Annotated in this window: 15 protein-coding genes and 1 pseudogene; 8 read left to right on the top strand and 8 right to left on the bottom strand. The window is 59.9% G+C overall.

What is annotated here, in order from left to right:
* Positions 1-155: 155 nt before the first annotated feature.
* The gene (gene nadB / locus LSO07_RS15090; RefSeq protein WP_070279521.1) at positions 156-1,769 is read left to right on the top strand and encodes an L-aspartate oxidase; all 1,614 of its coding nucleotides are present in this window, start codon (positions 156-158) and stop codon (positions 1,767-1,769) included.
* A 156-nt stretch (positions 1,770-1,925) separates the two neighbouring features.
* Here the strand turns inward: nadB and LSO07_RS15085 are convergent, their stop codons facing one another.
* From LSO07_RS15085 to LSO07_RS15065, 5 genes are read right to left on the bottom strand one after another with little or no spacing between them, the layout of a single operon-like run.
* Positions 1,926-3,305 (bottom strand): toxin-antitoxin system YwqK family antitoxin, encoded by a 1,380-nt coding sequence (locus LSO07_RS15085; protein WP_151095103.1) that lies wholly within the window; start codon positions 3,303-3,305, stop codon positions 1,926-1,928.
* Positions 3,290-4,636 carry a toxin-antitoxin system YwqK family antitoxin gene (locus LSO07_RS15080; RefSeq protein ID WP_151095101.1) on the bottom strand — a complete coding sequence of 449 codons (1,347 nt, stop codon included), beginning with the start codon at positions 4,634-4,636 and terminating at the stop codon, positions 3,290-3,292. Before LSO07_RS15080 ends, LSO07_RS15085 begins: the two co-directional genes overlap by 16 nt.
* Before the next feature lie 9 nt (positions 4,637-4,645).
* A complete protein-coding gene (locus LSO07_RS15075) occupies positions 4,646-6,994 on the bottom strand; it encodes a hypothetical protein (protein ID WP_151095099.1) in 2,349 nt (782 codons plus the stop codon).
* Complete coding sequence (locus tag LSO07_RS15070) at positions 6,991-7,749, bottom strand: PP2C family serine/threonine-protein phosphatase (RefSeq protein ID WP_151095097.1); 759 nt, start codon at positions 7,747-7,749, stop codon at positions 6,991-6,993. Before LSO07_RS15070 ends, LSO07_RS15075 begins: the two co-directional genes overlap by 4 nt.
* A 14-nt stretch (positions 7,750-7,763) precedes the next feature.
* Positions 7,764-8,447 carry a vWA domain-containing protein gene (locus tag LSO07_RS15065; protein WP_151095095.1) on the bottom strand — a complete coding sequence of 228 codons (684 nt, stop codon included), beginning with the start codon at positions 8,445-8,447 and terminating at the stop codon, positions 7,764-7,766.
* A gap of 280 nt (positions 8,448-8,727) precedes the next feature.
* On the opposite strand from LSO07_RS15065, the gene LSO07_RS15060 reads away from it, so the two are divergent.
* From LSO07_RS15060 to LSO07_RS15040, 5 genes are all read left to right on the top strand, one after another.
* Positions 8,728-9,273: an NMCC_0638 family (lipo)protein gene (locus tag LSO07_RS15060; RefSeq protein ID WP_151095093.1), complete on the top strand. Its 546-nt coding sequence runs from the start codon at positions 8,728-8,730 to the stop codon at positions 9,271-9,273.
* A 315-nt stretch (positions 9,274-9,588) separates the two neighbouring features.
* Entirely contained in the window at positions 9,589-10,314 is a 726-nt protein-coding gene (locus tag LSO07_RS15055; protein ID WP_151095091.1) for a helix-turn-helix transcriptional regulator, read from the top strand.
* 186 nt (positions 10,315-10,500) lie between these two features.
* Positions 10,501-10,950, top strand: coding sequence for a hypothetical protein (locus LSO07_RS15050; protein WP_151095089.1), 450 nt, complete (start codon positions 10,501-10,503; stop codon positions 10,948-10,950).
* A gap of 33 nt (positions 10,951-10,983) precedes the next feature.
* Entirely contained in the window at positions 10,984-11,376 is a 393-nt protein-coding gene (locus LSO07_RS15045; protein ID WP_151095087.1) for a hypothetical protein, read from the top strand.
* A gap of 63 nt (positions 11,377-11,439) precedes the next feature.
* Positions 11,440-11,967, top strand: coding sequence for a hypothetical protein (locus LSO07_RS15040; protein WP_151095085.1), 528 nt, complete (start codon positions 11,440-11,442; stop codon positions 11,965-11,967).
* A 39-nt stretch (positions 11,968-12,006) separates the two neighbouring features.
* On the opposite strand, the gene LSO07_RS15035 is transcribed toward LSO07_RS15040, so the two are convergent.
* Positions 12,007-12,462 (bottom strand): tellurite resistance TerB family protein, encoded by a 456-nt coding sequence (locus tag LSO07_RS15035; RefSeq protein ID WP_151095083.1) that lies wholly within the window; start codon positions 12,460-12,462, stop codon positions 12,007-12,009.
* A gap of 285 nt (positions 12,463-12,747) precedes the next feature.
* Between LSO07_RS15035 and LSO07_RS15030 the strand changes: the two are divergent.
* Both LSO07_RS15030 and LSO07_RS15025 read left to right on the top strand, forming a co-directional pair.
* Positions 12,748-13,074, top strand: a pseudogene (locus LSO07_RS15030) (lipid II flippase family protein); the annotation flags it as partial.
* Positions 13,075-13,349: 275 nt separating this feature from the next.
* Positions 13,350-15,113: an NACHT domain-containing protein gene (locus tag LSO07_RS15025; RefSeq protein ID WP_151095081.1), complete on the top strand. Its 1,764-nt coding sequence runs from the start codon at positions 13,350-13,352 to the stop codon at positions 15,111-15,113.
* Positions 15,114-15,287: 174 nt separating this feature from the next.
* Here LSO07_RS15025 and purL read toward each other — a convergent pair whose 3' ends face one another.
* Positions 15,288-19,325: a phosphoribosylformylglycinamidine synthase gene (gene purL, locus LSO07_RS15020; protein WP_151095079.1), complete on the bottom strand. Its 4,038-nt coding sequence runs from the start codon at positions 19,323-19,325 to the stop codon at positions 15,288-15,290.
* Positions 19,326-19,519: 194 nt separating this feature from the next.
* Entirely contained in the window at positions 19,520-20,584 is a 1,065-nt protein-coding gene (locus tag LSO07_RS15015) for a GGDEF domain-containing protein (protein ID WP_191909683.1), read from the bottom strand.
* Positions 20,585-20,887: the final 303 nt, after the last annotated feature.

The raw sequence follows: 20,887 nt of genomic DNA, 5'->3' as shown, positions 1-20,887 counted from the left end.
CCGGTCTTGCCATCATGGCGAACTGTTCCACGAAGACATTGATACGCCACAAGCTACGGCCCCAGCTATCTTTCACTGGCAGAATTTATCTCAACACATTACCGATTGATGTGAAATGGACTATAGTATGCTTCCCCTGAAAAAAGATAAATGTCATGAAATTTGATGTAGCGATTGTCGGCAGTGGCCTGGCGGGTTTATCGGTTGCACTGCATTTAGCTGAGACGCGCACCGTCGCGATCATTTCCAAACGCGCGCTGCTCGATGGCGCCAGCAACTGGGCGCAAGGCGGGATCGCGGCCGTGCTGGACTCGGGCGACAGCCACCAGCAGCACATCGAAGACACCCTGATCGCCGGCGGCGGGCTGTGCGACGAGAGCGCCACGCGCTACATCGTCGAGCACGGCCGCGAAGCCATCGAATGGCTGATCGAGCAAGGCGTGCCGTTTACGCGCGACGCCACGGCCGAGCTGGGTTTCCACCTGACCCGCGAAGGCGGACACAGCCAGCGTCGCATCATCCACGCGGCCGACGCCACCGGGCATGCCGTGCAAGTAACGCTGGAAGAAAAGGTGCGCGCCCACCCGAACATTACGCTGTTCGAACACCATTGCGCGATCGACCTGATCACCTCCGACAAGCTGGGCATGAAGCCCACGCAGCGCAATGCCCAGCCCCATTGCCATGGCCTGTACGTGCAGGATGAGCAAACGGGTAAAGTGCTGACGTTTGCCGCCGAGCACACCGTGCTGGCCACGGGCGGCGCCGGCAAGGTGTATTTATATACAACGAATCCCGACACGGCCAGCGGCGACGGCATCGCCATGGCCTGGCGCGCCGGCTGCCGCGTGTCGAACATGGAATTCATTCAGTTCCACCCCACGTGCTTGTACCACCCGTATGCGAAATCGTTTTTGATCACCGAAGCCATCCGTGGCGAAGGCGGCTTGCTGAAACTGCCGCCCGAAGCGGGCGCGGCAGCCGGCCAGCGCTTCATGCTGGCCCACGACGAACGGGCCGAACTGGCGCCGCGCGACGTGGTGGCGCGCGCCATCGACTTCGAGATCAAGAAACGCGGCCTCGATTACGTGCACCTGGACATCAGCCACAAACCGGCCGAATTCCTCATCGAACACTTCCCGACCATCTACGCGCGCTGCCTGGAACTGGGCATCGACATCACCAAGCAGCCTATCCCCATCGTGCCCGCCGCCCACTATACGTGCGGCGGCGTCGTGACGGATCTGGCGGGCCGGGCCGACTTGCCGGGCCTGTATGCGGTCGGCGAGACAGCCTGCACGGGCTTGCATGGCGCGAACCGCCTGGCGTCGAATTCCTTGCTCGAATGCATCGTCATCGGCCGCGCCTGCGCGCAGGATATCGAAAGCAAGGAAAAGCTGGGCACGCCATACCTGCCCGACTGGGATGAAAGCCGGGTCACGGATGCGGATGAGGAAGTGGTGATTTCGCACAACTGGGACGAGCTGCGCCGCTTCATGTGGAATTACGTGGGCATCGTACGCACGACCAAGCGCCTGGAACGGGCCCAGCACCGCATCGCGCTCTTGAAGGAAGAGATCGACGAGTACTACCGCAACTTCCGCATCACGCACGACTTACTGGAACTGCGCAACCTCGTCGACGTGGCCTCGATGATCGTCAACAGCGCCCTGTCCCGCCGCGAAAGCCGCGGCCTGCACTTCAGCCGCGATTATCCGGAAACCTTGCCGAAGGCGATAGCCAGCGTGCTGACGCCGCCGCATAGGTAATGCTGTGCCTCAGTCCTAGCCGTGAGCCGATAGCATTACGGAACCCACAGGCAAAGGGCCGGGGTCAGACCTGGCGGGGAAATGTGCTCCAATAGGGCACATTCCGATCACGCAGTGACTGACCCCAGACCTTGCCTTTGGGCTAGATTACGCTCCTCACTGCTTCGGCATCTCAAACTCGATCCCATCTTCCGTGTACGACATCTTCGCAGACGCCCCCGTACACGCCCCCTGCGGTTCGTCCGCCACATAGCGGCACTCGCTTTCCACACTGCCATCTTCCCGCCAGTGCCGCGTCCAGCCCTGGCGTTCGCCATCCACGTACTCGATCAGCTGCCTCGGCTTGCCATTCGCATACCAGGAACGCAGCGCGCCCTCCTCGCGGCCGCCCTCGTTCCACAGCTTGTGCACGATCAATACGCCCGTCCGGCTGAAACGCTGTGTGCTGCGCAAGACAAAGTGGCCGCTGTGCGTGCGCTTGATGGCGACTTTACCGTCCGGATAGTATTCGACGCTCTCGCCGACTGGCTTGCCGTCAACGTAGTTGGTGGTGCGCTGCACCTTGCCATCTGGGAAATAGCGGATGCTGGGCCCCGTCATGATGCCGTTGTCATGCCGGCTGCGGCTTTCCACGGTGCCATCCGGATAGAACAGCAGCAGCTCGCCATCCGTCCGGCCCTTGACCTGGGTCGTGCGCGTGCGCAGCTTGCCGTCCTTGTCGAACGTTTCCACCACACCATCGGCGCGGGCGCCGTTGCGGTAGGTGCGTGACTCGATCAGCTTGCCATTCTGGTGGTAAGTCTGCTCTTCCCCCTGCTGCACGCCATTGCGCCAGGTAGTCCGCATGGACAGCTGACCGTCCGGATAATAGCGGACCTGCACGCCCTCCTGCACGCCGCGCCCATCCTGCTCCACCTGCATTTCCAGCTGGCCATGCGGGTAATACATGCTGTAGTTGCCCACCAGCTTGCCGCGCAGATAATCGGGATCGTTGACGTGGCCAATCAGCCGCTTCGGTTCCCCTTCGCGCACCTGATAGATCGCGACTTGCCAGGTGCCCGGTGTCTTGCCGGGTGGCAGCGGCAGGACCAGCGCATAGCGCGCCTGTTCCATCACTTCGCCGCGCGACAGGTTGTGGTTCAAATATAAACGGGCCTTGCCATCGGCACAGTGCGCATCGCAGCCGCGCAGCATGTGGATGACGGGAATGGCCTCGGCCTCGGCCTTGGCATCGGCCCCAGTCCGGCCGGGCGCCGGGCAGGCGCGCAGGCGCACGAGCAAGGGATTCTTGTCGCGTATCATGTTGGCCAGTTCGGCCTTCATGACGCCATACTGCTCCTCGTTCAGTCCGACCGATGCCGCATCCATGCGCAGCTGCCTGCCGCCGCAGCCCGTGTCCTCGTCCACGGTCAGGATATCGCCGCTGCCAGGCGCGGCCGTGATCGCCGTGATCACCTGGCGCTGCACGATCTCGGCGTGGGCCAGCGCCGGTAACAGCAGCATGGCGCCAAACAGATGCTTCACAGTGCGCGCCATGCCTGCTCCTTGCGCTGCAATTCCGGCGCTGGTGGCGCGTCACCACATGCGCCCTGGGCCTTGCCGGCCACATACCGGCATTCGCTCTTCAAGCTGCCATCCTCGTGCCAGCTGCGGCTCCAGCCGTCGCGACGGTCGTTCACGTACTCGATGGCTTGCTCGGGCTTGCCGTTCTCGTACCACGAGCGCGACGTGCCTTGCTCGCGCAACTTCGCGTCCCAACGTCTCTCCAGTACCAGCACGCCTTGAGGGCTGTAGCGCTGGATGCTCAGCAATCCACCGTCATCGCCATACTGCTGGCGGGTTTGCACCTTGCCATCCGGATAAAACTCCAGCGCTTCCCCGACCGGTAGATCGTTGCGCTGCGTCATGCTGCTGTGTATGCTGCCATTGGGATAGTAATCCGTGGTGCTGCCATTGAACTTGCCCTTGCTCACTTGCGTGCGGTTCGACACCTTTCCATCCGGGAAATACGCGATCAATTCACCTTCCATGCGGCCATCGCGCAGCACATAACTGGTGCTCAACTTGCCATTTTCGTCAAACGTCTGCACGGGACCGTCAACGCGCTGTCCGTTGCGGTACACGCTGGCCTCGCGCAGCTGGCCCGTGGCGTGATATTGCTGGTGCGTGCCTTCCGGCAAGCCATGCCGCCAGCTGCCACGCGATTCCAGGCTGCCATCCGCACGATACAAGCTGGTAACGCCATCCTGCCGGCCCTGCCCATCCTGCGCCACCTGTTTCTCGATCTTGCCGTCGGGGTAATACGCGACATAGCCGCCCACCAGCTCGCCCTGCGCATAGTCGGCGCGGTTGACCTGGCCCGACAGGCGCAGCTTGTGTCCCGCCACGCTATAAATCTCCACCTTCCACGTGCCCGGCAGTTTGCCTTTCGGCAAGGGCAACAGCAGCACGTTGGGCGCGTTTTCCTGCTCGATGGGGTAGAAACGTTCGTGCAGGTACAGCCGCGCCCGGCCATCGGCGCAGGCGGCTGGCGTGCAGGCGGCGATCTGGCGCACGATGGGCACGCTCGCATCCTCCGGGCATTTTTTCAGGGTGACGAGCATGGGCGTCTTGTCCCGGATGCGCCGGGCCAGCTCGGCTTTCAGCGCTTCGTACGGCGCCTCGTCCAGGTTCACCGAGCGGGCATCCATGCGTATCTGCTTGCCGCCGCAGGCCGTCGTGCCGGCAATCGTGAACACGTCGCCGCCTTCGCTGTCCTGCTCGGCGGCGATGGCTGTCAGCACCTGGCGCTGCACGATTTCCGCCTGCGACAGCGCGGGCCACAGCAAGGAAGCGCCAAGCAGCGCGCAGAGGGTCTTGATTTTCATGTCATTCCTTTAATCGTCCGGCGAGACACGCGGCTCGGCCGGCACAAAGCTGACCCGGCCATTGCGGTAGCGCACCAGCACCTCCGCCTTGGCATCCCGCAACTGGCCATGCTTGACGGCCGGCAAATAGGTCCAGCGCTTCACGCTGTCCTGCATGACCTTGTTCAACTGGGGTTCCATCGGCATTTTCGCCGCCGCATGCGTCAGGGTGCCGTCGGCGGCAATCGACAGGGTCAAGCGGTTTTCGCCCGTCGCATTCTGCTTGTCGAGCACGCCGTAATCAACCGTCGTCATCGTCTCGCGCAGCACGCCCGCAGGCTGGTCCGGCAAGGGCGGCAAGGCCTTGAGTTTTGCCGCCAGCAGCGCGCCATCGGCCAGCGCCTTGTCCCAGCGCTTCTGGTAGGCCCCCCCCTGAGCCAGGCGCAGCACTTTGGCGGCCCGGTCCATGCGTTTTTCCGTGGCGGCGACACCATTGTCGGATGGCTCGCCCGGTTCCGTCGGCATGGCGTTTTCTACCGCGTAACGGTAAGACGTCAGCTGCGCCAGCGCCACCAGGTTGACGGCATCCTGCTCATCGCCGCCACGCAGCAGGGCCGTGGCCGCGATGCCGAGCCAGGCCACGCCATCGGTGGGACGGCCCCACACGGCTTGTTCGAAGTACTGGCGCGCCGCCTGCGGTTCGTTCAGGCTCAGGTGCATGCGGCCCATGGCCGCCGCTGCCAAGTGATCGCGCGGGTCGGCTTGCAACTGGTCAAGATAGGTCTTCGCCAATTCGGGGGCATAGCCGGGCATCGCACCCAGGCCTTCCATCAAAGTGGTACGCAGCCGCGCGCGCACCTTGTCACCCTCGTAGCGCGACGACTTGTCCTCGCCGGCCCGGTACAGCAGCTGCAAGCCGCGCGTGACGGCGCCATCGTCGCCCTTGGTCATCGCTTGCGACAGGCTGTACACGGCCTTGCGCGCGTCGGACTGCTGGAAGCCGGCCGCCTTGCGCTGGCGCCAGCTGAATACTTCCAGGCCCGCCGCCTGGTCCGCTTGCGCCTGCAGGCTGGCCTTGTCCTTGACTTCGTCTGGCGATGAGGTCCAGGCCGTAAAGCCGATCAGGAACAGCACGATCAGCAGCACCACCACGGCCCAGCCTTTGCCGGAAATGCCGCCCGCATTGGCCTGCGCGGCACCCGCAGGCAGCCGCACGGGCGCCTGCCCCGGCGCCGTATGGTGCGCGCCGCGCGTGCTGTGCTGCTGCGGCGGCTGTTGTACCTGCATCTGCTGTGCCTGCACCGAAGCTTGCGCGGCCGCAGCGATGACCTTGTCGCGCGCGCAGGCAGCGCAACCCTGGCCCGCAAAATGCTGGTGTTCGGGATTCGCCGTACACACGACGAGCTTGCCGCCGCTGCGCTGCGCATAGCCGCGCAGCAACTGCGCCCAATCGGCCGCCGATGGCCGCTGCGGTTTGGGGGATGGGGAAAACGCGCGGTCGAACATGGCGCGCAATTCGGGCGGCATCAGCGTGTGGCCGCTGGTGGCATTCGGCGCCAGTTGCTTGTGGCGTTTTATTCCGTACGCATAGCAGCCGTCGCGGATGCGCCCGGGAATGTCGGTCGCCACTTGCGCATTGCCGGGCCGCCCGCTGTACGGGTGGATGCCAAAGTTGAGCAACTGGAAGATGACGACGGCCAGGGCAAAACGGTCTTGCGCCATTTCCGTTCCCGCCGGCATGCCCTTGCGCTGGAATTCCGGCGCCAGGTAGTCGGCCGTGAATTGCTCGGCAGGAAAACGCTCCGCATGGCCCTGGATGCTGAAGCCGTCGCAGTCGAGCATGGCGATGTACAGCGAGTCGCGGTAGAAACGCAGGTTCACGGGTTTCAGATCGACCACGTAATGCTGCTGCTGGTGCAGCGCATCGATGACGGCGGCCAGGTTGGCGGCCAGGGTCAGCTTGGGACCGAGTCCCGTGGGCAATCCTGCCGCACGCGCCTGCCGCTCCTGCATGATCTGTTCCAGCTCGGCCGTCTGCGCCATGTCCAGCAAAGGCATGACAAAACCGGCGAAGCCGCCCTGGCCGTCGAACACGGCCGCCTGCGGCCAGGCGATCTGGACGTAGCGCCTGCCGTTTTCCAGTTGATCGGGCAGCTCGGGCGACAGTTCCAGCATCGCTTCGAGCTTGCGCCGGTTGGCGGCCCGGTCCAGGTGCGGATGGTAGAGCTTGGCGACCTGCGCGGGCGCGCCCGGCAGCAGGTATACGCTGCCCGCGCCGCCGCTCTTGACGAGTTTGCCCAAGACCAGGCTGCGGACTTTATCCAGCCAAATTTTTCCACCCGAGCTCAGGCCCGGTGTCACACCTTGCTTCTTGCTCATGCGCGCAAGGCCAGCAGCAAGGTCTTGTCGTCACCCGTGATCTGGTGCGTGCGCGGGTCGGCCAGGGTAGACGCCAGCGCCGCATTGCCCAGCGCCACGCTGTCGACCGTGCGCAGATAAGCTTGCACGGCATCCATGAATGGCGCGTACAGGGCCCCATTGTTCTTGCTCATGGCAAAGGGCATGCAGCCGTCGGACATCAGCACGATGCCGCGCACGGACTGGGGAATCGGCAGCAGGCGCAGCTGTTCACGCCAGCGCTCGCCGCTGATGAAATAGGTTTCGTTCGCGTATTCGCCGTTGGCGGGCAGCGAGATCAGTTCGCCGCCATCGTTCAGCTGCGCCACGCCCAGGCCGTCACCCAGGTGGAAAAAGAAACCGTTGTCGCTGCCCATCACCACGCCCACCACGGTGGAAGCGTAGTCGTCGAGGGTGGCGTTGGCGGCGCGGGCGATGTCGTCCAGCGCGGCGCGGATCTGCGCCAGGGTGCCCGCCAGCGCGCCGTCGTGCAAATCCTGCACGGTGGCGCCCTGCTCCAGCCGTCCGGCCAGCGCCTGCACGGTGTGCGCGGCAACAAACTGCGCGCCCTGCTCGCTGAGGCGGGCCGATCCGGCGCCATCGCAGACGATGGCGACCAAAACATCGTCCACGACGGCATGTGCGTGCGCATCCTGGCAAGGAATATCTTTATCCAGGTGCGCCTTGCCCGTGACGGAGGCGCCGAACACGCGCCAATGCTTGTTTACTATCGTCATGGATCAACGGGCTTTCACGTACTCACGACGGACCAGCCGTCCGTCGAGGCCAGTTGCGCCTGCGCGCCGGGACGCGATTGCGACACCACCTGCATGCTGGCGCTCAGCCACAGGAACAGTTCGCGGAACTGCAAGCCTTTCAACTGCTTCACGCCCCGCTCGCCGCGGCTGGAGAATTCGCCCAGGGTATCGATGTTTGCGTGGTCGCCCACGGCGATGGGGAAGATCGCCACTTTATTGGCCTGCTCGGCCACGCGCGCCTGTTCGGCGCCGTGCTGCCAGCGGTCCGTCGGCTCGCCATCGGACATCAAAAACAGCCACGGGCGCGTATACGCCACGCCTGCCGCGCGGAAACGCTGCTTTTCCTGCTCGATCTCGGCCAGGGCCAGTTCGACGGCCGCGCCGGTGGGCGTCGTGCCGTTCGCTTCCAGACGTGGCGCCGTGAAATCCATGGCATCGCACCAGTTGCTGGCCACGAGGGCTTCATCGTGGGCGCCATATTGAATCACGAGGATGCGCACGCGCTTGGCGGCGATCACGTCGGACTTGAGTTCCTGTTCCAGCAAGGCCAGGCCTTCGTTCAGCAGCGAAACGGGTTCGCCATCCATGCTGCCGGAGCAGTCCAGCACGAGCACCAGCGGCGTGCGTTGTTCGGTATTGTCGACCAGGGCGACGTCGGGGATCATTATGGAGGTCATGTAATTTTGATAGAGTTGCGAAATAGCTTAGGCCCGAAGCTTACCCTATGGATATGTTTTCCATGTGTCCGATTGCTTCGGATGCTATAGCACGCGGTCAAAATCGCCATTTTTCCGGTTTTTTTTGTCCCCGGCCCGTGCCGCCTGCCAGTTTCCTTGTCCTCGCCCATCGGGCGCCTGACGAACTTGCCCTGAAAGCAACAACCTCGTACACTGAACTATTCCGGCCATCCAGTAGCGGCCAGAAACGGATAGATAGCAACTAAATTTAAGGTTATTCATGAAGAAAATCGTTGCGGCACTTCTGCTGTTTGTTTCCCCTTTCGCCGCTTGCGCTTCTCCTAAAGCGTCCGAATTGGCTACCGCGCAGGTCGTTGACCAGTTCGTTCAAGGCTGTTTTATGAACTTTCCCTATCCGGAAAAATTCCAGGCCTGGTTAGCACGGCCGGGCTTTCAAAAGCTATCAAGCATCGATGCGGCAGCATATTTGGGGGCTTACTCTGGTAACGCCTGGAACGTGCAACTCGACAACTCGCGCTTCGTCCTGACGAGTATCGGCGAGAGCGCATGCAGTGTCTTTGCAAATGACCTGGACGCGTCGATGACCACGAATCTGGTGATCGGCTTTCTGGATTATTTGAAGACCCAGGGGGCCACCTACCAATCGAAGATGGTCACGCCGGCCAGTGCGACTGCAAGCCTATCGAGCACGAGCTATGCGGTATCGATGAACGGCCAAGTCATCATGCATTTGACTTTGACCATTGCTGCCCCTGGCACCGGTCCATTCCAGGTTGCACTGACTGCAGCCAGAGCGGAAACTTGATCGTTGCACGCGAACGTCACAGGCGCGCTCGGCCCAAAAGAGCTTGGTGACCTTGTGTTCATGCCAGGGACGCGAAATCCCGCATGCTCGTGGAACGCCTGGTTGCCGAAAGTACGTAGCGGACATCCGCAATCCGCTGCAGCGCCGCATTGCAGCGGTGCCATATTTATACTATCTTGAAAGATGCCCAGGCCAGATGGCAGCGCCCAGCCCTTCCTTACAAAGGTGGGGCTAATCGCTGTACCACACTGCCCTTACCCAGTTCCGCACCTGCACGCCCGCGGCACACTGATGTAATCAGGATTGGGGGCAAGCATGAGCACGGCAATGAATGTGGGCAAACTGATCGGCGCCATGTACGACTCGGCCTGCGGCGCTGGCGACTGGCCGCGGCTCGACAACGCCGGCTTGAGCGGCCAGCAATGGCAGGAGCTCTTGCCGCATCTGCAACGCGCCCTGTGCCTGCAGCAGCGCTTGCGCGAAGCGCAACTGGCCAGCCACTGTGCGCTGGCAGCGCTCGACGCCATGGGCGCCGTCGTGCTGGTGCTCGACGCCAACCTCGGACTGCGTTTCGCCACCCCCGCCGGCCACGCCTTGCATGCGGCGCAACTGGCCCACGCAGTGCCACCCACACTGGAGCGCGCCGTGCGCCTGGTCATCTCCTGCGCCGGCGGCGCAGCGCAATGCCAATCCCTGCGCCTGGCGCGCAAGCAGCAAGCCCCCCTGGCCCTGACCGTCACCCCGCTTGCCGATTGCCAGCCCCCGTGCGCACTGCTGATCGGGCGCGATCCCACCAAAGCAAGCACGTCCGTCCCTGCCTTGCGCCAGCTGTTTGACTTGACGCAAGCCGAGGCGCAAGTGGGCAAGGCGCTGGCGCAAGGGGCCACCATCGAGGAAATCGCCGCGCAGGGCGGCATCAGCGTCAACACCGTCAAGACGCATCTGCACCACACCTATTTAAAGACGGATACGCGGCGCCAGGGCGAACTGATCGCCCTGATCCACGGCGCCACGGCGCACCTGGCCGTACTCGATGCATGAGGCCGTGTCATCCGATCGGATGATGCGCGGTGCATCTTGCCTGTCTACACTGGCAACACCGGCAGCCCGCGCCTTGCCAGTGTGACAGCAGCGCTTGCGGACCAGCCGGTTCGGTTTCCCTGTCACCCGCATCAACATCGCCGCGCCGGCAGCGGACGGCACCACAGTTCAAGGATGGGTAAAAAAATGAAAACATGGATCTTGGCCGGCACCTTGGGCGTCTGCGCCCTGCTGGCAAATGCGCAAACGCTGCCCGACAGCCAGACCGTCGTCGTTCCCGGCGGACGCCTGCACACGATCGAATTACCGGCACACAGACATTTCATGAGTGCGGAAAGTTTTGCCCCGTTCCGCGGCGGCTATGAGCTGTCGAACGGACAAGTGCTCTACCTGCGCAACGCGGGCAGCATCGGCGCCATGATGTATGCGCGCATCGATGACCAGGAAGAACACCGCATCATCGCCACCGGCAGCGACAGCTTCGTGGCGCTCGACCAGCAACTGGCCATGCGCATCGACTTGCGCGACGACGGCAGCGTGGGTGGCGAAGTGCTGATGCGGGTACCGGCCGAAAAACTGGCCAGCGGCGAGATCGTGCCAGCCCATGTAAAAAGCATGGGCCTGGCATCGCGTTAGGGCGGCAAGCCGCGTGCCGCATGGGTGGCAGCCATGAGCAAACAGTATTCTGTCCAGCAGCAAAACGCGCTGACCCAGGCCGCCATCAAGCAGACGGCGGCCTGGTGGCGCGCGCGTCCCCTGCCCGACGCCTTGCGCCAGTGCGCGGCCAGCCATGGCGTGGCGCTGGGTACGGCCCTCATGCTCGACCTGCAACTGGCTTGCCCCGGCATGCCCGCCGTGTACGGCAAGCTGCTGAGCGCCGATGGCCACTTCATTCATTTCGAGATGGACCTCGACGACGACTTGCGGCCCCTGCCCGGCAGCGTGGCATGGGACGACATCAGCGCCGGCTACGACCTGGCAGCACACAAACGCGGCACGGGGGTCGGTTATGGGATGCTGTGCAAGAAAGTGCTGCAGGAATTGAATCGCGGCGCGTGCTAGCGGAACCGCTGCCTTCGCATGCTATCATCGGCGCCCCGTTCATGAGACAAATGGCAACGCCACATGCAGCATCCATCCGGCAACAACCCGATCTCGAAGCTGCTGCGCGGCATCCTGCGCCTGCTGGCCTGGCCCTTGCTGGCCTTGGTCAGCGCCGCCTGCACCAGCACCACGCGCCATCCGGCCAGCGAGCCCACGCAAGTCGTCCTGCGCTTTACCTTTGACGACGGCAAGCCGATGCGGCATGAAGATCACATGGTCACGGCGCGCCAGCAAACGTATATCAAGTACTGCAGCAAGATAGGCAGCACCAGTGTCTGCGATGTCGGCATAGATATACTGTATGCAAGCGCCGACGCGCCGCTCGATGCAACTGGCGAAGTGCGCGTCACCCTGCGTTCGACCGGCCCCATCGGCGACTTGCCGACCGAACGCTGCATCAATGGCAAGTCCTACCTCTTTCATTCCGGCGACTGGATACGCGGTCCGTTTCACCATGGGCAGGTGATCGAGATCCGCTACAAGATAAGTCCATTGAAGATGGCATGCCCGAGGTCGGAGGACGCGCCGCCGTGGTGGGACAAGGATTAAGCTAGCCAGCCGGGGCCGGCTGGCCGGCTGGCCTGGCGGTTACTGCAGCTCGAACTCCGCAGGATTCAAGCCCAGCTCGCGCGCGATCTTGCTGGCCACGCGCTGCTCGTTGGCGTCGAAATTGCCGTCCGACGAAGCGACGGCGATAATCATGCGCACCAGCAAGCGCGACGCCTCCACATTCGACTTCATCTTGCCCAGCGCCTGATAGGCCTTGGCTTCCCCGATATCCTTGTCGAACTCCAGCTGGCCGACATATTCCTGGAAAGCCTTGATCACGTCCGTGGTGGTAAACACCGACAGCGCATCATTGCTTTCAATAAACTTCACCATCTTCTGCTTCTCTTCCGCACTGACGCTGCCGTCCGCCATGGCGATCAGGGCCGAGCCCGCCATCGCGGCATTCAGGAAATCCTTGTTCTTGTACTTCAGGGCTTCGGTCTTCAGTTCGCTGGCTTTGGTCTTCAGTTTGGACAGAAAGGAATCGAAACTCATGGCGGTTCTCCTGGTTGGTTCGGATGAGGCAGCGCTACAGGCTACCACTGTCACCTAGCTGGGGGCGCGGGAGTGGAATGCAAGCGCTGGAAGCATGCCTTGCCTCCGCTGACCGCATGGTCCAACCCACAGGCAAAGAGCTGGGGTGAAATTCAGCCAACGCCACACTAACGCACATAAAACACCACAAAAGCAAGATCGTGTGTGCATTATCTTCTTTGCAGTTGAAAAATAAGTAACTCCATGGCAGCATTGGAATTACTTTTTCTTTATTGCAAGGTTGTGATGGACAAGCAATTGCTGTTGATTTGCGCACTGACGTTCATCATCCACATCATCGGCACCCTCGCCTATTCTGTGCGCATCGCCGGCATCCGCACGCGGCGCATCGCCGTGTCGTTGGCCCTGTTCAGTATTTTGATGCTGCTGTCGCGCACTTCAAATTCCTTCCTCGGGCCATTCCTCGCCAAGCGGGTGGAAACGGGAATCGACCAGCATGTTGCCGCCAGCACGCTATTGGGCGACTTCCGCTGGCTGCTGTTCTCCGCCAGTCTGGCGACGATTGTCGGAGCGATAAATGACTACTTCAAGGATAGCGTCTCTTACATTCAGGAGTCAGTGAATAGCCTTACTTCAGTGTACGTCAGAAATCAACTAAATAGGTTTCCCAGAATGAAGCCACCTTAAGCACATTGCGCTCCAACGTCATCGGTAGTGCTTCATTATTGACTGCAGTTCTTATCTCTTCGCGCATGACACGCACTATTGATGAAAATTGCGACTAGAATTTTTCAAGAAAACAGATTCATAACTATAAAATCTACGACCACTGAATTAAAAAACAAAACCACTCATTCATATCATTAAAAATATATCTGAAAGTAAATATGCCAGATTTTTCCGCAGCCATCGCACTTCTTAGAAAACCTATAGAAGACTTATATTCATCAAGTTCTGGATTAGTAAAGGAAAAAATTTCCATCTTGAGGACAGCCTCAAAAATGAACGGGCTACATAAAAAATTATGGGAAAGTCAGAGAGTTAAAACAATTTGGCACACCGACAGGCCATTAAGCTTAAGTACATTTTTTTATCCTGTATCTGTATCCAACGAAGATAACGAAGGAAGTACTAAGCTCACTTCGCTAGAAAACCTAGAAAACAATCACAACATTATTTTTGGAACAGTGGGCCAAGGCAAGTCAATTCTAATGCGCTACCTACTTGGGAGAGAAATTCGCAGTGGCGTTAGAGTTCCAGTTTTCTGCGAATTACGCAATGTAGAAGAAAAATCACTTTTTTCTTATTTGACCGAAAGATTTTCATTATTGCTTGGAATTAAAACCGACATTGAATTAATGACACATTTCGCCGAGAAAGGAAAAATATCATTTCTATTAGATGGGTTTGATGAAATTGATACAATTAATGTACAAAAGACTCTCGTGGAAATAGACGATTTGTCATACAAATTCCCAATGTGTAGAATTGTTTTAAGTTCGCGACCAGATACAGAATGTAAAAATCTATCAAATTTCTATGCCAACAGAATTTCCCCATTAGAAAATGAAGATCTTTTTGGATTTTATAAAAAAATAACTAAAGACGAAGAATTCACAAACAGACTTGTAAATGCGATTACCGCTTCACCCGTTAAAATTAAAGAACTTGTAAAAACACCTCTCCTTGCAACACTATTGGCGATTTCTTATCAAACGGCGCATAAAATACCTCTTGATTTCGCAGAATTCTATGATGAACTTTTTCAAATATTACTAGTCCGCCATGATGGTTCAAAACTAGGCTGGAGGCGACAACGAAAAACAAAGTTAAATGATCGTGAAATTCAGCAAATATTTGAAGCTTTTTGCTTTGCTACAAGACGTCGTCAAACCATCACATTAGATCGAGAGAACGCATATCAATTTGCAATTGAAAGCATCAGGGAATGTGATGTGACAAGTGATCCACAGGGGTTTATTGAAGATGTTAAAAACATAACATGCTTACTAGTAGACGAGGCAAAGAAAATAAATTTTGTTCACGCTAGTGTCCAAGAATTTTTTGCTGCACGGTACATTAAAACAAGAACAGAACCTGTTGCAGAAAAATTCTATAGCCAACTTTTAGCCGGAAAGTGGGCAAATTGGATGGAGGAAATTCAGTTTTTAAGACAAATTGATACGCATCGCTCGACAAAATATTTCATACTACCAGACATAGAAAAAACAATTAAAGACATTCTTTTTACAAGCGACAAAATAACCAAAGATACAATAGACAACTATTTAAAGACATTACTAGTAAAGAAAAGAATAACCTTGCGGGATGGAGTATCTGCGGAAAACTACTACATTGACAAAAAGCAACGAGTTAACACATACCACTATCAAATAATTAACACAAAAATATATTCGATACTATTTAGGCAAAATTTTCCCGGTGAAAACAATTGGAGAAGTGGCTTTCAACAACAACCTGAAAAAACAACCCGATCATATTTTGAAATATGCATTGATAAAGGACCAGCAAGTTACGCAAAAGTTTCAGAGGTTGCGGCGATTTGGATAACGCAGCAAATGAGAGAAAAATTACACATGCTAAATTCAATAAGGAAAAATGAAAGCCCAAGTCAATTTATCGATTTATAGTTCGATAGATGAATTTTACTAACGAAAATCGAGAAAAATAAAATTTCCGCAACAACCAACAACATCATGAGTTAATTAAATATCAAAAAAGCCGCTATCTCCCGACAGCGGCTTTTTCATTCCTCCCCCAGCAACAGCGCCTTGAACATCAACGCTGCTCTGCAAGCGAACTAATTACCCCACAAACTTCCGTGCATTCCTGAACATGCGCATCCACGGCGAATCCTCGCCCCATGCTTCAGGGTGGTAGGACTGTTGAACGCTGCGGAACACGCGCTCCGCGTGCGGCATCAGCACGGTGAAGCGGCCGTCTGGCGTGGTGACGGAGGTGATGCCTTCCGGCGAGCCGTTCGGGTTGTACGGATACGCTTCGGTGGCGGCGCCCTTGTTGTCGACGAAGCGCATAGCTTTGGTGACTTGGGTGATGTCGCCCGTTTGCGAGAAGTCGGCGTAGCCTTCGCCGTGGGCGATGGCGATGCCGGCTTGGGTGCCGGCCATGCCGTTGAAGAAGATCGATGGGGAATCCATCACTTCGACCATGGCAAAGCGGCCTTCGAATTTCTCCGACTTGTTGCGCGTGAATTTAGGCCAGGCGTGGGCGCCAGGGATGATGGATTTCAGGTTGCTCATCATCTGGCAGCCGTTGCAGATACCGAGGCCGAAGCTGTCCGTGCGGTTGAAGAAGCGCGCGAACTGTTCCGCCAGGCTGGCGTTGAACAGGATGGTTTTCGCCCAGCCTTCGCCCGCGCCCAGCACGTCGCCGTAGGAGAAGCCCCCCACGGCGATGACGCCCTGGAAGTCGTCCAGCTTCACGCGGCCCGCGATCAGGTCGCTCATGTGCACGTCGACAGCCGTGAAGCCTGCCTGGTGCATCACGTAGGCCGTCTCGATGTGCGAGTTAACGCCCTGCTCGCGCAGGATGGCGACGCGCGGACGCACGCCCGTGGCGATGAATGGCGCGGCGATGTTGTCGTTCTGGTCGAAGGTGACGATAGGCGACATGCCCGGATCTTGCACGTCCAGCAGGCGGTCGTATTCGGCGTCCGCGCAGGCCGGATTGTCGCGCAGGCGGGCGATGCGCCAGCTCGTTTCGCTCCACAGGCGGTGCAGGTCCGCGCGCGGCTGGGTGTAGATCAGCTTGGCGTCGCGCGTGAATTCGATGACGTCGCGGTCGTTCAATTTGCCGATGATATGGCTGCAGGCGCCCAGGTTGAAGGTGCGCAGCACATCCATGACGAGCGACTTTTCTTCCGCGCGCACCTGGATCACGGCGCCCAGCTCTTCGCTGAACAGGGCGCGCAGGGTCAGTTCGTTGCGGCGTTCCGCCACCTGGCCCGTCCAGTTCTTGGCGTCGCCCCAGTCGCTCGAGTGCTCGCCTTCCATGGTCAGCATGTCCAGATTGACGGACATGCCCGTGTGGCCGGCGAAGGCCATTTCCGTCAGGGTGGCGTACAGGCCGCCGTCCGAACGGTCATGATAGGCCAGCAGCTTGTCGTCGCTGTTGAGCTTTTGAATGGCCGCGAAGAAGCCTTTCAAGTCTTCCGCGCTGTCCACGTCCGGCGTTTCATTGCCCAGCTGGCCCATGACTTGCGCCAGCGCCGAGGCGCCCAGGCGGTTCTTGCCGCGGCCCAGATCGATCAGGATCAGGGACGTGTCGCCCTTGTCCGTTTTCAGCTGCGGCGTGAGCGACTTGCGCACGTCCGTCACTGGCGCGAACGAGGACACGATCAGCGACACGGGCGACGTGACGGATTTCGCCGCGCCCGTGCTCTCGTCTTTCCACGTCGTGCGCATCGACAGCGAATCCTTCCCGACGGGGATGCTGATGCCCAGCGCCGGGCACAGGTCCATGCCGACAGCCTTGACCGTGTCGTACAGGGCCGCGTCCTGGCCAGGCTGGCCGCAGGCGGCCATCCAGTTGGCGGACAATTTGATGTCGGAGATATCGGCAATCGCCGCGGCGGCGATGTTGGTGACGGCTTCGCCCACGGCCATGCGGCCCGAGGCGGCGGCGTCGATGACGGCCAGCGGCGTGCGTTCGCCCATGGCCATCGCTTCGCCCAGATAACCTTCAAAGCTCATGGTGGTGACGGCGCAATCGGCCACCGGCACTTGCCATGGTCCCACCATCTGGTCGCGCACGGTCATGCCGCCCACGCTGCGGTCGCCGATGGTGATCAGGAAGGATTTGTCAGCCACGGTTGGCAGCAGCAGCACTTTTTGCGCGACATCAACCAGGTCCATGCCGGTGAGATCAATGGCAGGGAAATCGTTGGCCACGTGGACCACGTCGCGCTGCATCTTTGGCGGCTTGCCCAGCAAGACGTCCATCGGCATGTCGACCGGCTCGTTGCCGAGTTCCGGGTCGATCAGCTTCAATTGACGCTCTTCGGTGGCCACGCCCACGGCGGCGAACAGGCAGCGTTCGCGTTCGCACATGGCTTTGAACAGTGGCAGGCTTTCCGGCGCGATGGCCAGAACGTAGCGTTCCTGCGATTCATTGCTCCAGATTTCCTTCGGCGCCATGCCTGATTCTTCCAGCGGCACCTTGCGCAGGTCGAAAATCGCGCCGCGCTTGGCGTCGTTGGTGATTTCCGGGAACGCGTTCGACAAGCCGCCCGCACCCACGTCGTGGATGGAGATGATCGGGTTGTCCGCGCCCATTTGCCAGCAGGCGTTGATGACTTCCTGGGCGCGGCGTTCCATTTCCGGATTGCCGCGCTGGACGGAATCGAAGTCCAGGTCGGCCGTGTTGCTGCCGGTGGTCATCGACGAAGCGGCGCTGCCGCCCATGCCGATGCGCATGCCCGGGCCACCCAGCTGCACCAGCAGGCTGCCGACGGGGATGTCGTTCTTGTGCGTGTGCTGCGCCGAGATATTGCCGATGCCGCCAGCGATCATGATCGGCTTATGGTAGCCGAAGACGGCGTCTTTATCCGTGCCGACGTTCTGTTCATACGTGCGGAAGTAGCCGCCCAGGACCGGACGGCCGAATTCGTTCGAGAACGCGGCGCCGCCCAATGGGCCTTCGATCATGATCTGCAGGGGCGAAGCGATGCGCTCCGGTTTGCCGTATTGGTCCGCATCCGTGCGCGAGGCCAATGGCGCCGTCACGGAAGCGGCCGTTTCCCAGCTGCGCACGGCGTCCGGCAGCGACAGATTCGATACGGTGAAACCCGTCAAACCGGCTTTCGGCTTGGCGCCGCGGCCCGTTGCGCCTTCGTCGCGGATCTCGCCGCCCGCACCCGTGGAGGCGCCCGGGAATGGAGAGATGGCCGTCGGGTGGTTATGCGTTTCCACCTTCATCAGGGTGTGCGTCAGTTCCGTGGATGCCGCGTATTCGTGCTTGTCGCCGCGCGGGTAGAAGCGCGACACGGTCGCGCCTTCCATGATGGACGAGTTGTCGCTGTAGGCGACGACGGTGCCCTTCGGCTGCAGTTCATGCGTGTTCTTGATCATGCCGAACAGGGACTTGGGTTGCGCCACGCCGTCGATGGTCCAGTCGGCATTGAAGATCTTGTGGCGGCAATGCTCGCTGTTCGCCTGCGCGAACATCATCAGTTCCACGTCCGTCGGGTTGCGGCCGGCCTTGGTGAAGGCGGCGTCCAGGTAGTCGATTTCGTCTTCCGACATCGCCAGGCCCAGTTCCGTGTTCGCCGTTTCCAGTGCGCGCTTGCCCTGCCCCAGCAAGTCGATCGATTCCAGTGGACGCGCTTCCAGGGTGCGGAACAGGTCCTTGGCGTCGTCCGCGCTGCGCAGCACGGATTCCGTCATGCGGTCGTGCAGCAAGTCGGCCACGGCTTGCACTTGCTCGTCCGTCAATTTGCCGGCGCCAATGGCGCTGCCCAGGATGCCCGATTTCAGGTTGATGCGGAAAGCGATGCCGCGTTCGACGCGTTTGATGTGCGCCATGCCGCAGTTGTGCGCGATGTCGGTGGCCTTCGAAGCCCACGGCGAAATCGTGCCGAAACGGGGGATGACGAAGAATTCTTCGGCAGCGCCTTCCGTATTGTCAGCGTGGGCCGGCTCGCCGTACGTCAGCAAGGCGCCAAGGCGCGTGCTGTCGTCGTTGCTGAGAGGCGCGCTGGCATCGATGAAATGGACATAGCGTGCTTGCACGGCAACAATCGCAGGCGAGACGGCTTGCAGTTGGCTTAACAGACGGTGGCTACGGAAATGGGACAGGGCATTGGAACCCGGCAGTATCAACATGATTGGAAGGTGGTTGATGCAGCGTGGCTGCGGGTTAAAGGTAGGTATGACAATATCTTTCGTACGGCAAATTTCCTTTGCGCGCATTATACCCGTTTTACCCCTGCCTTATGACCGGAACTTGGGCCTTTGCCACCCTTTTGCCCTGCACAGCGGCCATTTTTTGACATGGCAACAACACCGTCAGCCTGACATCAGGCGATCACGTAGCGGTTCTTGCCTTGCCGCTTGGCCAGGTACAGCGCCTCGTCGGCCAGCCGGTAGCTGTGGCCCAGGTCCTTGCCCCGGTCCAGTTCGGCCACGCCCACGCTGATCGACACGAACTGTGCGGCATGAAAAGCCTGGCTGACGGCAGCGACCAGGGCGCCGGCAAAGGCGCGCACGGCCTCGCGGTCGCCCGCGTAGACGACGCCGAATTCCTCGCCGCCCAGGCGCCCGCACAGATGGCCCTGCGCCTTGTCGGCGATGATGGCGGCCGTGCGCACGAGCACCTCGTCGCCCGCATCGTGGCCCTGCTGGTCGTTGATGATCTTGAAATCGTCGATATCGATCATCAGGAAATGCAGCATGCCGCCTTGCGGCGCGCCATGCATCTGCTGGGCGCGCTGCGTGAACATGCGGCGGTTGTTCAGGCCGGTCAGGCTGTCCTGGAAGGCCAGCCGCGTCAATTCCAGCTTGGAGTGGTAGTTACGCAAGCGCAACAAGCTGAAGCTGACATTCAGCGCCAGCCCGAACAGGATGCTGACGGCGATCATCAACGGCGCCCAGGACTGGTCGGGCAAGCCAGCGTTGACGGGATACAGGCCGTGGCCCACGTTCCACCACACGCCGGCCACCACGGCCAGGTAGCTGAGGCCGCCATTGAAGATGGAGGCGATGGCCAGGGTCATGAAGACGCCCACGGGCAAGACCCAGAAGCTGGCGTGATGGACGGCGTCGGCCATGGTGCGCAGGCCAAAGGTCAGGGTCAGCACGGCGCAGGCGCCCGTAATCGTCAGCACGGGCAAGGTGGTGCAGCGGTAGCGCACGATCAGGCTCGTCAACATGCCCAGCAGCGCCAGCACGGCGTGCGAGAAGTTCGGATGATACGGCTCCGGCATCATCAGCCAGGTCAGGCTGTAGGCAATGATGCCCAGCAGCTGCGTGACCATGCCGACCCGGTGCAGCTCCGCAAAATAGGTGTGCTGCTGTTCGCTGTTGCCGCCAAATGCGAGGGGAACAGCAATGCGCCGCAGGGAAGATAAGTCAGGAACACGCATACGGGTATCGACACCAGAAAGAAGAAAAGCGCCCGGTACAGCCTTGCGCATGCCTGGCCGCAAGATTGCGCGGCATTCAACACTAGTTGCAATTAGGATACTATCATGCTAGTCAACTATTTGCTCGGATATGCGTCTCCCGCACCCGCGCGCAGGGCCGCGGCGCCATGAAATACAACGCCCCACGCCACCGGACGCGCCCTGCGCCCTGCCCCGCGCCCGATTGCATGCATTTTGCTGGCAGTGTCGCCCGGCTTTGCAGTATGCTGATAAAAAGTAATACTGCCAGACAGATACATATAA

Source organism: Janthinobacterium sp. PLB04, assembly GCF_021165895.1.
Taxonomy (GTDB): domain Bacteria; phylum Pseudomonadota; class Gammaproteobacteria; order Burkholderiales; family Burkholderiaceae_D; genus Janthinobacterium; species Janthinobacterium lividum.
Note: the sequence above shows the minus strand (reverse complement) of the source record. Positions and strands in the feature narration are given on the sequence as shown.

Bases quoted from the DNA above. Each gene is read 5' to 3' on its own strand.
- LSO07_RS15075 (WP_151095099.1), bottom strand. From the start codon at position 6,994: ATGAGCAAGAAGCAAGGTGTGACACCGGGCCTGAGCTCGGGTGGAAAA.
- LSO07_RS15085 (WP_151095103.1), bottom strand. From the start codon at position 3,305: ATGGCGCGCACTGTGAAGCATCTGTTTGGCGCCATGCTGCTGTTACCG.
- LSO07_RS15065 (WP_151095095.1), bottom strand. From the start codon at position 8,447: ATGACCTCCATAATGATCCCCGACGTCGCCCTGGTCGACAATACCGAA.
- LSO07_RS15060 (WP_151095093.1), top strand. From the start codon at position 8,728: ATGAAGAAAATCGTTGCGGCACTTCTGCTGTTTGTTTCCCCTTTCGCC.
- LSO07_RS15055 (WP_151095091.1), top strand. From the start codon at position 9,589: ATGAGCACGGCAATGAATGTGGGCAAACTGATCGGCGCCATGTACGAC.
- nadB (WP_070279521.1), top strand. From the start codon at position 156: ATGAAATTTGATGTAGCGATTGTCGGCAGTGGCCTGGCGGGTTTATCG.
- LSO07_RS15080 (WP_151095101.1), bottom strand. From the start codon at position 4,636: ATGAAAATCAAGACCCTCTGCGCGCTGCTTGGCGCTTCCTTGCTGTGG.
- LSO07_RS15025 (WP_151095081.1), top strand. From the start codon at position 13,350: ATGCCAGATTTTTCCGCAGCCATCGCACTTCTTAGAAAACCTATAGAA.
- LSO07_RS15035 (WP_151095083.1), bottom strand. From the start codon at position 12,462: ATGAGTTTCGATTCCTTTCTGTCCAAACTGAAGACCAAAGCCAGCGAA.
- LSO07_RS15015 (WP_191909683.1), bottom strand. From the start codon at position 20,584: ATGCGTGTTCCTGACTTATCTTCCCTGCGGCGCATTGCTGTTCCCCTC.
- LSO07_RS15045 (WP_151095087.1), top strand. From the start codon at position 10,984: ATGAGCAAACAGTATTCTGTCCAGCAGCAAAACGCGCTGACCCAGGCC.
- LSO07_RS15050 (WP_151095089.1), top strand. From the start codon at position 10,501: ATGAAAACATGGATCTTGGCCGGCACCTTGGGCGTCTGCGCCCTGCTG.
- LSO07_RS15070 (WP_151095097.1), bottom strand. From the start codon at position 7,749: ATGACGATAGTAAACAAGCATTGGCGCGTGTTCGGCGCCTCCGTCACG.
- LSO07_RS15040 (WP_151095085.1), top strand. From the start codon at position 11,440: ATGCAGCATCCATCCGGCAACAACCCGATCTCGAAGCTGCTGCGCGGC.
- purL (WP_151095079.1), bottom strand. From the start codon at position 19,325: ATGTTGATACTGCCGGGTTCCAATGCCCTGTCCCATTTCCGTAGCCAC.